The organism is Rhodoferax sp. XS2R6, assembly GCF_056521365.1.
The window spans coordinates 148,831-161,167 of the sequence record NZ_JBWMAY010000002.1 but is presented as its reverse complement, the minus strand read 5'-3'; the positions used below and the strand labels follow the sequence as shown (position 1 = coordinate 161,167).

The 12,337-nt window shown below is 65.9% G+C and carries 11 protein-coding genes; 5 read left to right on the top strand and 6 right to left on the bottom strand.

Annotated features, from left to right (window positions below):
• Positions 1–9: 9 nt before the first annotated feature.
• Entirely contained in the window at positions 10–1,836 is a 1,827-nt protein-coding gene (locus AC097A_RS07300) for a DUF1800 domain-containing protein (RefSeq protein WP_479620321.1), read from the bottom strand.
• A 93-nt stretch (positions 1,837–1,929) separates the two neighbouring features.
• On the opposite strand from AC097A_RS07300, the gene AC097A_RS07295 reads away from it, so the two are divergent.
• Entirely contained in the window at positions 1,930–4,515 is a 2,586-nt protein-coding gene (locus tag AC097A_RS07295) for an FtsX-like permease family protein (protein WP_479620320.1), read from the top strand.
• Positions 4,516–4,543: 28 nt separating this feature from the next.
• On the opposite strand, the gene AC097A_RS07290 is transcribed toward AC097A_RS07295, so the two are convergent.
• Genes AC097A_RS07290 through AC097A_RS07275 form a run of 4 tightly spaced genes read right to left on the bottom strand, consistent with a single transcriptional unit; the run spans position 4,544 to position 7,933 of the window.
• Positions 4,544–5,575: a TRAP transporter substrate-binding protein gene (locus tag AC097A_RS07290; protein ID WP_479620319.1), complete on the bottom strand. Its 1,032-nt coding sequence runs from the start codon at positions 5,573–5,575 to the stop codon at positions 4,544–4,546.
• A gap of 45 nt (positions 5,576–5,620) precedes the next feature.
• Positions 5,621–6,913 (bottom strand): TRAP transporter large permease, encoded by a 1,293-nt coding sequence (locus AC097A_RS07285; protein WP_105262424.1) that lies wholly within the window; start codon positions 6,911–6,913, stop codon positions 5,621–5,623.
• 4 nt (positions 6,914–6,917) lie between these two features.
• Entirely contained in the window at positions 6,918–7,433 is a 516-nt protein-coding gene (locus tag AC097A_RS07280) for a TRAP transporter small permease (RefSeq protein ID WP_479620318.1), read from the bottom strand.
• Positions 7,430–7,933 carry a gluconokinase gene (locus tag AC097A_RS07275; RefSeq protein WP_479620317.1) on the bottom strand — a complete coding sequence of 168 codons (504 nt, stop codon included), beginning with the start codon at positions 7,931–7,933 and terminating at the stop codon, positions 7,430–7,432. Before AC097A_RS07275 ends, AC097A_RS07280 begins: the two co-directional genes overlap by 4 nt.
• A 178-nt stretch (positions 7,934–8,111) precedes the next feature.
• Between AC097A_RS07275 and gntR the strand changes: the two genes are divergently transcribed.
• Positions 8,112–9,134, top strand: coding sequence for an HTH-type transcriptional regulator GntR (gene gntR / locus AC097A_RS07270; protein ID WP_479620316.1), 1,023 nt, complete (start codon positions 8,112–8,114; stop codon positions 9,132–9,134).
• Here gntR and AC097A_RS07265 read toward each other — a convergent pair.
• A complete protein-coding gene (locus AC097A_RS07265) occupies positions 9,131–9,664 on the bottom strand; it encodes a DUF2917 domain-containing protein (protein ID WP_479620315.1) in 534 nt (177 codons plus the stop codon). The genes gntR and AC097A_RS07265 overlap by 4 nt on opposite strands.
• Positions 9,665–9,777: 113 nt before the next feature.
• Here AC097A_RS07265 and AC097A_RS07260 point away from each other — a divergent pair, with 113 nt between their 5' ends.
• The 3 genes from AC097A_RS07260 to AC097A_RS07250 are packed head-to-tail and all read left to right on the top strand — an operon-like array spanning position 9,778 to position 12,331.
• Positions 9,778–10,779 (top strand): LysR substrate-binding domain-containing protein, encoded by a 1,002-nt coding sequence (locus AC097A_RS07260; RefSeq protein ID WP_105262420.1) that lies wholly within the window; start codon positions 9,778–9,780, stop codon positions 10,777–10,779.
• A gap of 59 nt (positions 10,780–10,838) precedes the next feature.
• Positions 10,839–11,414 (top strand): SH3 domain-containing protein, encoded by a 576-nt coding sequence (locus AC097A_RS07255; protein ID WP_161499953.1) that lies wholly within the window; start codon positions 10,839–10,841, stop codon positions 11,412–11,414.
• The gene (locus AC097A_RS07250; RefSeq protein ID WP_105262418.1) at positions 11,411–12,331 is read left to right on the top strand and encodes a M48 family metalloprotease; all 921 of its coding nucleotides are present in this window, start codon (positions 11,411–11,413) and stop codon (positions 12,329–12,331) included. The genes AC097A_RS07255 and AC097A_RS07250 overlap by 4 nt, the downstream gene beginning before the upstream one ends.
• Positions 12,332–12,337: the final 6 nt, after the last annotated feature.

Below are 12,337 nucleotides of genomic sequence, written 5' to 3'. Positions count from 1 at the left end.
ATGCCTCGCTTATTTCTGGACCAGGTACTGGGGGGCAGCCATGGCCAGCAGCACAGCTGAGGCCACGCGGTCCAGGCGTTTGTCGGGCGGACTGGTGGCGGTCAGCGGCGTGGCGTTGAGGGCCGCCTCCATGCGCGCCTGCAGGGCGGTGGGCAACTGGCCCGCGCACAGCAGCAGGTTGAGCCGCGCAACCAGCGCCTTGGTGTCTTGCGCCAGGGCCAGCTCGGTCGTGTAGCTGGCCTTGATGTCAAAGCCGTTCTTGGGGTTTCTGGAGTTGTTGATGTTGTTGGGCAGGTCCGGGTCGTTCACATAGATGCCGTTGCGGATCACGTTCTGCATGAAGTTCAGGTAACCCGCCACGCTGCTCTCGGTGACGATCTGGAACTCCGGCGCCGAGGCGCCGCTGGCCGCCATCTGTGTGGCCGGCGGCACATAACCGGGGCGAAAGAAGTTGAACACCGAGGGCGAGCGCAACGGGCTCTGGCCCAGCTGCGTGGCGGGGTTGCTGAGGTCGCCAATTTTCCAGCTGCCCTGGGCCGAACTGGCGCCAAAGGTGCGGCCCCACTGCACCAGGCGCAGCATGGGTTCGCGCAGGCGGCCAAAGCGGGCCTCGCGCACGCCTTCGGGGTTGCGCGCCTCGTCGTCCAGCAGCACCGCCGCAAACACCGCGCGCAAGTCACCCCGCACGCCGGCGCCGTTGTCCGCAAACACCGCCGACACGCGCGCCACATAGGCCGGACTGGGGTTGCTGGTGACCAGGCGCTGGATCATCTGCCGGCCAAAGAAGGGGCCCACATTGGGGTGGTGGAACAGTGTGTCCAGCGCGATCTTGAGCGCATCCGCCCCCGCCGTGTTTGCCGGAATGGTGACGCCCAGGAACTGCACGGGCAGGTCCGAATGGCGGTTGGCCGTGAACAGCATGCGCTGCTTGGCAAAGTAGGTGTTGCCCACCTTGCGCTTGCCTTCGGGGTCAAAGGGGGTGACCACGTTTTGCCGCTGGTCAAAGTCGTAACCCGTGAACACACGGGCCAGCTGGCTCACATCGCTCTGCACATAGGTTTCCAGCCGCTGGCCGTTGGCACCGGTTTTCTCGGTGCCGTCGGGGTTGAGCTGCACCAGGCCGATGCTGAAGAGCTGCATCACCTCGCGCGCGTAGTTCTCGTCGGGCACGCGGCCGGTGGCGGGGTTTTCTTTCTGGTTGCCCTTGGTGTTGAGGTAGTGGCCCATGGCCGGGTTCAGCGACACGTCTTCCAGCAGGTCGCGGAAGTTGCCCAGTGCGTGGCGCACCAGCGTGTCCCAGTAGTGCGCCATGGCGTGGCTGCGCCAGGCAAAATCCAGCCCCGTGAGCGAGACCACAAAGAACTCTGACATCGCCAGTGCCAGTCGCTTGCGCACCGCGTCGGGCGCGGTCATGAGCTGGTTCCAGACCATGTAGTCGCCAGGGTAGAAGTGGTCGAAGTAGCGCGTAGTGTTGTCAATCACGCCATAGCCGCGCTGGTTGAGCCAGTCCCAGCCGGTTTGGCCCAGGGGCGCATCGAACTGCTCTGCCAGCCAGCGCGCATAGCCCTGCTTTTGCACGGCGGCGATCTCGGCATCCGAGGCGGAGAACTGCGCCTGCAGCAGAAAGCGCGCGGCCTCCTGCGGCGTGTGGGCGCTGGGGTGGTGCTGGTCGGGCCGCTGCAGGGGCAGGCCGCGCCCCAGCCGCCCGCCGGGGGCAGCACAAGCCGCCAACAGACTGGCCAAGCCACCCAGGGCGGCCGCACGGGCCCAGGATGCCGATGCACTGGCGTCGGCCTCGGGGACTGCAACAGGGGTTTCGCTCACGTGATCACTCATAGGTTTACCCTCGGCAGCCGGCGGCTGCACCTTGCTGCGCATGGTAACCAGCCCCGATGACGTGGCCACACGGGTTTGCGCTAGGCTAGGCCCATGTTGCTACCTTTGCTTACCACTTTCTCCTGGCAGGAGCTGCGCCAGCACCCGTGGCGCAATGCAGCAGCCGTGGTGTCAGTGATGCTGGGGGTGGCGCTGGCGTTTGCGGTGCACCTGATCAACGCCTCGGCACTGGACGAGTTCTCGCAAGCCGTGCGCTCGGTGGGGGGCCAGCCCGACCTGGAGCTGCGCACGGCCGCTGGCAACGCCAGCAGCGTGGACCTGGCGCTATGGGGGCGGCTGCTGCACCACCCCGATGTGGCCCTGGCGGCACCTGTGCTGGAGCTCAGCACCTACGCCGTGCACGCAGGCCAGAAAACGCTGCTGCGCGTGGTGGGCGTGGACGCATTGCAGGTGGCCGCCGTAGCGCCAGACCTGTTGCCCCTGCCCGTCGCCAATGCGGACCGCCTGGCTGTTTTTGCCCCCGACACGGTGTTTCTCAACCCGCTGGCGCGCCAGGCCTTGCCAGGCGCCACACTGCAACTGCAGCAGGGGCTGCGCTTGCACACGCTGCAGGTAGCGGGCAGCGTGGCAGCGGGTGGGGCGCCGCTGGCGGTGATGGACATTGCCGCCGTGCAAAGCCTGTTTGGCCGCAACGACCTGAGCCGCGTGGATGTGCGGCTGCGCGCGGGGGTAGACCGCGCAACATTTGTACGCGAAGTCACGGGCGCCGCCGACTGGCCCGCTGGTGCCACGCTGCGTGCGCCCGGCGACGCAGTGGCGCGCATCAGCAACCTGTCGCGCGCCTACCGCGTGAACCTGACCGTGCTGGCGCTGGTGGCGCTGTTCACGGGGGGCTTTTTGGTGTTCTCAGTGCTAGCCCTGAGCGTGGCGCGGCGGGCGCAGCAGTTTGCGCTGCTGGGTGTGCTGGGCCTCGCTGGCCGGCAGCGGCTGCAGCTGGTGCTGCTGGAGGCAGGGGCGCTGGGCAGTGTGGGCAGCATGCTGGGTCTGGCGTTAGGCAGCGCGCTGGCCGCACTGGCGCTGCGCTTGCTGGGCGGTGATCTGGGCGGTGGTTTTTTTGCGGGCAGCGCACCGGCCTTGCAGTGGAGTGGCGCAGCCGCGCTGGTGTTTGGCCTGCTGGGTGTGGCCGCCGCGCTGGTGGGGGCCTGGGCGCCGGCCCGGCTGGCACAGCAGCTGCCACCGGCCCAAACCCTTAAAGGTCTGGGCACGCCAGATGCCAGCCACCACCGCGCCTGGCTGGGTGCGGCGCTGCTGGTGGCGGGTGGCCTGCTGGCGCTGCTGCCCCCGGTGTGGGAGATCCCGCTGGCGGCCTACCTGAGCGTGGCGTGTTTGCTGCTGGGCGGCATCACCGCCCTGCCCGCCGCCGTGGGCTGGGTGCTGGACGGGGTGGCGCCCTGGGTGGCACGCCGTGCCCTGCCCCTGCTGGCCGTGGAGCGCGCGCGCCGCGTGCGCGAAAGTGCCGCCGTGGCGGTGAGCGGCGTGGTGGCATCGCTCAGTCTGGCGGTGGCCTTGACCGTGATGGTGGCGAGCTTTCGCACCTCGGTCACGGACTGGCTGGACGCGGTGCTGCCCGCCGCCCTGTATGTGCGCACGGCCACCAGCGGCAGTGCGGCGGACACGGCGTACTTTGACCCCGCCTTTGTGCAAGGCGCCGCGCAGCTGCCGGGTGTGGAGCGCCTGAGCACGCAGCGCACCCTGTCACTCACGCTGGACCCAGCCCAACCGGCCATTGCGCTGCTGGTGCGCCCACTGCGCGACGCCCAGACAGGCGCACTCAACCTGCCGCTGGTGGGCAACCCCGTGCCGGTGCCCGCCGGGCGGGTGGGTGTCTATGTGAGCGAAGCCATGCTGGACCTGTACGCGGCGCAGGTGGGGCAGGACCTGCCGGCACTTTCTGCATCATTTAGGGCTCTAGCCCACGTGGAAACTGCGCAAGCAGCTACTTTTTTTGTAGCAGGCGTGTGGCGCGACTATGCCCGCCAGTTTGGCACCGTGGCCATCGACCCGGCCGACTTTGCACGCTACAGCGCCGACACGCGGGTCAACGACATTGCCTTCTGGCTGCTGCCGGATGCCGACGTGCCCCAGGTGCAAGACCGCTTGCGCACGCTGGCCAATCAACTCGCCCATACACCCGATGGTGCGGCGGGCAACTTGCTGGAGTTTGGCTCGGCCCGCGAGATCCGTGCGTCCAGCCTGAAGATTTTTGACCGCAGCTTTGCGGTGACCTACTGGCTGCAGGCGGTGGCCATTGGCATTGGCCTGTTTGGCGTGGCGGCCAGCTTCAGCGCGCAGGTGCTGGCACGGCGCAAAGAGTTTGGCCTCTTGGTGCACCTGGGCCTGACGCGCAGGCAGATACTGCGTGTGGTGGCACTGGAAGGCGCGGCCTGGACCACGCTGGGCGCCCTGGCCGGCGTGGCGCTGGGCCTGGCGGTAGCCGTGGTGCTGGTGCATGTGGTGAACCCGCAGAGCTTTCACTGGACCATGGAGCTGGCCTTACCCTGGGGCCGGCTGGCGGCGCTGGCTGCGGCCGTGGTGGCGGCCGGAACGACAACGGCCTGGCTGTCAGGCCAGGCCGCTGCGGGGCGCGATGCGGTGATGGCGGTGAAAGAGGACTGGTAAGCCCCGCCCCACCGCTGCAGGGATGCGCTTACTTCTTGGCGCGGATCTTCACCAACTCGGCCTGCGCTTCGTTCCACAGGTCCATGCCAATGTCGGCACCAATCTGGGCGTAGACGCGGGTCAGCTTGTCGCGCATGCGGGCCGACTCGGCGGGCGACAGTTCGTTGACCTGCATGCCCTTGGCCTTGAGGTCGGCCACGGCCCGGGAGGCTTCATCGCGGGTGTCCTTGCGCTCAAAGTCGCGGCTCAGCTTGGCGGCGTCGCTCAAGATTTTTTGCTCGTCTTTGGACAACTGGTCCCACCACTTCTTGCTGACCAGCACAATCCAGGGGCTGTACACGTGGTTGGTCACCGTCATGTACTTTTGCACTTCGTAAAACTTGCTGGAGAGGATGGTGTTGAAGGGGTTTTCCTGGCCGTCCACGGTGTTGGTTTCCAGCGCGCTGAACAGTTCTGAGAACGCCATGGGAACGGCGTTGGCGCCCAGGGTCTTGAAGCTGTTGAGGAACACGTTGTTCTGCATCACGCGCAGCTTGATACCGTCCAGGTCCTCCACCTTGTTGATGGCGCGTTTGCTGTTGGTCAGGTTGCGAAAACCATTCTCCCAATAGGCCAGGCCGACCAGGCCCTTGTCCTGCAGCTTGGCGCGGATCTTGTCGCCAATCGGGCCGTCCAAAAGTGCATCGGCTTCCTTGGCGTTGCTGATCAAAAAGGGCGTGTCCCACAGCGCCATCTCTTTGGTGATACCCACCAGCGTGGCCGTCGAGCCGACCATCATTTCCTGCGCACCGCCAATCAGCGAGTTCTGCATCTGCACATCGGGGCCCAGTGCGGAGGCGCCAATCGTGCGCACCTTCATCTTGCCTCCGGAGGCTTTTTCCACGGCCTCGGCAAACACCTTGGACGCACGGCCCTGGTTGCTTTGTTCGTTGAGGCCGTAGCCAAAACGGATCAGGCGCGGTTTAATGTCTTGGGCCAGCGCGGGCAGCGCCGCGCTGAACACGGCGGCACCGGCCACAGCCAGTACAGCGCGGCGGATGAGGGTAGTGGAAGTTCTCATGGAATGTCTCCTGGGTGTTGTTGTGGGAAAAAACGGGGACGAAACTCAACGCATCCACGCCACGGGCGCGGTCACGATTTGCGGGAACAGGACGAAGAGGAAAAGAATGAGCGTGTAGGTGATGAGGAAGGGATTCACGCCCTTGATCACCTGGTGCAGCGGCAGCCGGCCCACCCCGGCCACCACATTGAGCACCGTGCCCACGGGTGGGGTGATGAGACCAATGGCGCCGTTGAGCACAAACATCAGGCCGAAGTAGACCGGGTCAATCCCGGCTTTCACGGCGATGGGCAGCATCACCGGTGCAAAAATCAGGATGGTGGGCGTGAGGTCCAGCGCAGTGCCCACCAGAATCAACACCAGCATCATCACCACCATCAGGAGGCGCGGGCTCTCCACCAGCGGGCCCAGCCAGCCAGTCAGCGTGGCAGGCAGATCGGCCAGCGTGATCATGTAGCTGGCCACTTGCGCGCCGGCACACAAGAACATCACGATGGCCGTGGTCTTGGCAGCCCGCACCAGCACGCCGTACACCGCGGGCACCTTCATCTCACGGTGGATGAACAAGGCCACCACCAGTGCATAAAACGCAGCCACCACTGCGGCCTCGGTGGGGGTGAACACCCCGCTCTTCATGCCGCCGATGATGATCAGTGGCATCAGCAGCGCCCAAAACGCTTTGCGCGTGGCCTGCAGGCGCTCGCGCAGCGGCAGCGGTTGGCCTTCTGGCAAATCCATGTCGCGCAACACCAGCTTCCAGGCCACGATGAGGCCCGCGCCCATGATGAGACCCGGCACGATGCCCGAGAGAAACAGCGCCGAGATGGAGGTGTTGGTGGTCACGCCATAGATCACAAACGGCATGCTGGGCGGGATGATGGGCGCAATGATGCCGCCCGAGGCGATCAACCCGGCCGAGGTGTGCATGGGGTAGCCCTGCTGGCGCATCATGGGCATGAGGATGGTGGCCAACGCCGCGGTATCGGCCAGGGCCGAACCACTCATGCTGGCCATGAGCACCGCAGCCCCAATGGCCACAAAACCCAGACCGCCTTTGATATGCCCCACCCAGGCCTGCGCCATGGTGATGATGCGCCGGCTGATGCCACCGCTGTTCATCAGCTCACCCGCCAGAATGAAGAAAGGCACGGCCAGCAGCGGAAAGCTGTCCACCCCGGCCACCAGGTTCTGGGCCAACAACTGCGTGTCCCAAAAGTCCAGCACCCAGGCCATGGCGGCACCGGTGAGCACCAGTGACAGGGCCATGTTCATACCAATGCCCATGAGCGCCAGCATGCCGACGCAAAAGACGATAAAAGCGAGTGCTTCGTTACTCATGGCCCTACTCCACTTCTGCGCTGTGGCCGAGGTCCAGCGGCGTGCGCTGTACCAACTCCCAAGCGGCCATGGCACCAATCGCCACCGCGCACAACAGGGCCGGCAAGGGCAACAAGGCGGTGGGGTATGCCATCACCACGGAGGTGCTGTCCAGCCCCACCACCACCTGCTGCCAGGCACCACGCCCCAGCAACACACAGGCCAGCAGCACCAGGAGGCGAATCACGGCTGTCATCACCGCCAGCACCCGCGGCTTCTTTTGCAGCATGGCCACCAGGCTGGTGAACGCCATGTGCTCACCCGCCGGGTAGGCCGCGGTGGCACCAATGAACACCATCCAAACGAACAAGAGGCGCGACAGCTCTTCGCTGGCAGCCACACCGCTGCCAAAGCCGTAACGCAGCACCACGTTCACAAACACGGACACGGCCATCACACCCAGACACAGCGCCATGAGTCCATGGGTCAGGTGGACAAACTTGCCGGGCGTTGTGGCCGGGTCTTTCACGGGTTGCGTCATGCGGGCTCCTGAGTAGCGGCCAGCCACTCGGTCGTGGCGGTCTGCAACTGGGCCAGCGGACGCATGGCATCCAGGCGCAGCACACCGGCCTCGCCCACCGGGGATTCCAGCGTGGCGAACTGGTTGTCCACCAAGCTGGTGGAAAAGAAATGTAATGCACGCGCGCCCACACGGGCTTGCGCATCTGCCTTGCCAATCTCCAGAAACACAAAGCGCAAGCCCGGTGCGGCCTGGCGCAGGCGATCGCGGTAGGCGCGTTTGAGGGCTGAACAGGTGACCACCGCGCCACCGGGCCGGGCCTGCAGCTGGGCACCCAGGGTGGCCAGCCAGTCCGCACGGTCGGCATCGGTCAGGGCAATGCCGCGGGCCATTTTGTCGCGGTTGGCCGGGCTGTGGTGGTCGTCACCCTCCACCAGCGGCAGGCCAGTGGCTTGCGCCACGGCCTCACCCAGGCTGGACTTGCCACAGCCAGAGACGCCCATGATGACAATGGAATGCATAAACTTTGTGAATTGGATAGCGCTATCCAAAAATAACCAAAAAATGACGCCTGACAGATTGCAGCTCCATTCCCTGAGGGAAATTCCTGCTTAGGGGTTTGCCTGCTGCCTGTCAAACGTCGGATAGCGCTATCCTATGCGAAGATATTTACATGCCATTTAGTAGTTTCCCTAGTCCATGACCGCCTCCACCCGCCCCCGTGCCACCGGCCGCGTCACGCTGGCCGACGTGGCGCATCTGGCTGGTGTCAGCCCCATCACCGTGTCGCGCGCGCTGCGCGGTGAGCGGGCCGTGGCGGCCGAACTGGTGGCCAAAGTGCAGGCCGCGGCTGACACACTGGGTTATGTGCCCAACCCGGCGGCACGCGCGCTGGCCTCCGGCCAGAGCAGCCATGTGGCGGTGCTGATCCCCATGTTGTCCAACGCCTTGTTTGTGGATGTGCTGGAAGCCCTGCAACAAACCCTGCGCCAGGCCGGTTACCAAACGCTAATCGGTATCACCCACTACGACCCCAGCGAGGAAGAAAGCCTGCTGCGCGAGCAATTGCTGCACCGCCCGGCCGGGCTCATCGTGACCGGGCTGGAACGCAACGAAGCCACGCGCAGCCTGATTGCCCAAAGCGGTGTGCCCTGTGTGCACCTGATGACGGCGCAGGCCCCCGAAGGCGCCTACTGTGTGGGTTTTTCGCAGCGCGATGCGGGCCACGACCTGACCCGCCACCTGCTGGACCAGGGCCACAGGCGTATTGCCTTTGCAGCAGCCCAGCTGGACCCGCGCACCCTGCAGCGCCTGGAAGGCTGGCGCCAGGCCCTGCAGGCCGCAGGCCGCTACGACGCGACGCTGGAGTGGCTGAACCCGGCGGCCTCCTCGCTGTCATTGGGGGCGCGCATGTTTGAACAAATCATCGGCCAACAGCCTCCCGTGGACGCGATTTTTTTCTGCAACGACGACTTGGCCCAGGGTGCGCTGCTGGCCGCGTTGCGTTTGGGAGTGGCGGTGCCGCAGCGCGTGGCGATTGCGGGCTTTAACGACCTGACCGGCAGCGACCAGATGCTGCCACCGCTCACCACCGTGCGCACCCCGCGCGCCGAAATCGGTCAAGCCGCGGGGCAGATGCTGGTGGCGCTGATGCAAGGGGAAACGGTCGCGTCGCCTTGCATCAATCTGGGCTACACCTTACAGGTTCGCCAAAGCACTTAAGGCGCGTTGGACTCCAGCCCGCGCAGCACCCGGCCGCGGCCGGCGGTCAGAAAGTCGGTGTAACCCGCCAAACCACCCAACAGGCGCCACAGCGCGCGCGCCACCAGGGCCAGACCGTGGCCGATATCACGCGCTGGTTCCACCACATTGGTTTGCCACCGCGTCGCCAGGCAAGCCTGCGGCTGCGCCACCCATTGCAGCTGAATCCCGTCTTGCCCTTTGTGCGGCCACGCTTCCACCACCACACGCTGCCCAGCGCGCAACTGCAAGTCATGGCCCAACGCCACAAAATGGTCACCGGTTTCCAACAGCGGGGTGTGGCGGAACACATCCACCGTGGCCCAGGCGCGACCGGACACCACGCGCAACACGCCAGCCGTGCGCGGACGCAGGGTGACAGCCTTGCCCTTGGCCAGCACCCAGGGGGCGTCGGTGGACAAGGAGAACACGCCGTACTGGAGATCAGCGGCGGGTTGTTGACGCTGGGACGATCGTTGGGGCTGTTGTAGCGAGGGGCTTTGGGCTTGCATGGTGGACTCCGTTAAGGTGGTTGGGCAATGAATGATCGCGCCGCGCTGCACCACCGTCCAATGAAATCGGGCTATGCTATTCATTCCATTCCCGCATCAATTGGTTTCCTGCCATGTCCAACACCGCCCCCTCCAGCACCGAAATCCGCCTGCGCACCCGACCGATTGCCGTGGGCCACCTGCGTGCCTTGGAGGCGGTGGCCCGCCACCTCAATTTTCGGGCGGCCGCCGAGGAGCTATCGCTCACGCAAAGCGCGGTGAGCCGCCAGGTGCAGTCGCTGGAGGAAGAGGTGGGCGTACCCCTGTTTTTGCGCCACACACGCGCCGTGGAGCTGACCAGTGCGGGCGCCCAATTGTTGCGCGCCGTGGTGCCGTCGCTGGAGCGGGTGGACAGCGCGGTGCGACTGATTCGCCGCACCGCGGGGCGCAAAAGTGTGGCCATTTCCACCTGGGCGTCATTCGCCTCCATGTGGCTGATCCCGCGGCTCGAAGCCTTCCAGGCCGAGTACCCGGACATCGACATCCGCCTGGACGCCACCGACAACCCGGTAGACCTGGACACCAGCGATGTGGACCTGGCCATCCGTTACACCCGACCCGGCAACGCGGGGCCCGATGCGGTGCGCCTGTTTGGTGAACAGCTCACACCCGTGGCCAGCCCGTGGTTGCTCAAGAGCGGCCCGCCCTTGCGCAAGGCCGCCGACCTGAACCGCTTTGCGCTGCTGGAGGCCAGTGACAGCCACCGCCACCAAAACCTGGAATGGCTGACCTGGCGGCGCTGGCTGGACGGCAACGACCTGCCCAAGCTGGAGCCCAAACGTTGGATGTATTTCAACTACGCCCACCAGATCGTGCAGGCCGCCCTCACCGGCCAGGGCGTGGCGCTGGCGCGCATGCCGCTGGTGGCCGACAGCCTGGCCAGCGGTGACCTGGTGGAGGTGCTGCCCAATGGCCGCATCGACACGCCACTGGTGTACTTTTTGATTGTGGGCCCGCGCAGCCGTACTCGACCGGAGATTCAGGCCTTTTGTGCCTGGTTGATGGCGCAGGCCGCTGTCACCCGCAAGGCCATTGGTGAGGAGCCAGACCCTGAAACCCAGGCCCACCCGGACTGAGTGCCTGTTTGCGATCCCGGGCATTGCCGCGTTGCAGCCCTTCCCTGACAATGGCATCCATGCGTAAACCCCTCACCCTTACCCTGCTGGCCTTGGCGCTGCTAGGCAGTCTTGCGGCCCAGGCCCAGGAGGCGCTGGTCACCAAGCGCCAGACCACGCTGCGCGAAGGCCCGACCGAAAGCGCCGCCGCCATCGCCACGCTGCCGGCCCAAACCGCCCTGACGCGCCAGCCCACCCGCCAGGGCGCCTGGGTGCAGGTCAAAACAGCGGCCGGCGCCAGCGGCTGGATCCACTTGTTTGACGTGGGCACCGCTACCGAGCAAGGCAGTGTGGCCAGTGCCGCCACCGGAGCCCTGCGCGGCCTGTCCAACCTGTTCAGCCGTGGCAGCGCGCAAAACCAGAACACCAGCGGCACCACCGCCACCGTAGGCATACGCGGCCTGGGGGCCGAAGACATTGCCAACGCTCAGCCCAACTTGGCGGCGCTAGCCCAGGCCGAGGGGCTACGCCAGGACGCAACCCAGGCCAAACGTTTTGCCGCTGATGCCAGCCTGAGCCCGCAAGCCGTGGAGCCCCTGCCCGTGCCCGCGCCCCCCACCCCGGTGAATGCCCCTTCCTCAGGATATTCCCAATGAAGCGCCCCCTGATCGCCCTGAGCCTGGCTGCTGTCTGCTGCGCCACGCTGCCCTTGTCTGCCCAGGCACAAGACCCCGGCAAGATGCTGGGCGGCCTGCTGCAAAACATGCTCAAACCCAATGTGGCTAGCAACAACAGCGCCCCCGCTGCCGCTGCCAACAGCAGTGATTTGGTGGGCTTGCTCTCGCAGTCCATGGAGCAGATCGACGAGCCCAAAGAAATCGAGATGGGCCGCCAGCTCTCGGCCGTGCTGCTGGGCGCCAAACCCCTGCACAAAGACGTGGCACTGCAGCGTTATGTGAACCGCCTGGGCCGCTGGATCAGCCTGCAGTCCGAGCGCCCCAACCTGCCCTGGACCTTTGCCGTGCTGGACGACGCGGGCTACAACGCCTTTGCCGCGCCGGGTGGGTATGTGTTTGTGACCAAGGGACTGGTGGACTCCGTAGCCGACGAGTCGGAACTGGCCGGCATCCTGGCGCATGAGATTCACCACGTGATTGCCAAACATCATCTGGCCGCGCTGCGCAAATCCGCGCAGACCGGTTTGCTGACCCGCGCCATTGCCTCGCAACTCGGCAACAACGCCCAAGGTGCGCTGTCGGCCCAGCTGCTGGCGCTGGGACGTGAGGTGTATTCCAAGGGTCTGGACCAGGGCGATGAGTTTGACGCCGACCGCAGCGGTGTGGCCCTGGCCGCGCGCGCGGGCTTTGACCCCTATGGCCTGGTAGCCGTGTTACAACAATTGCGCACCGCCAAGCCCGACAATCCCGTGTTCACCCTGGCGCTGAGCACCCACCCCGCCACGCAGGTGCGGCTCGACCAGTTGGAGGCAGCCATGGGCCAGCGCCTGGACGCACTGTCCGGCAAACCCTCGCCCACCGTGGCACAGCGCCTGGCGCGCGCGGGTAACCGCTGAGCGCGG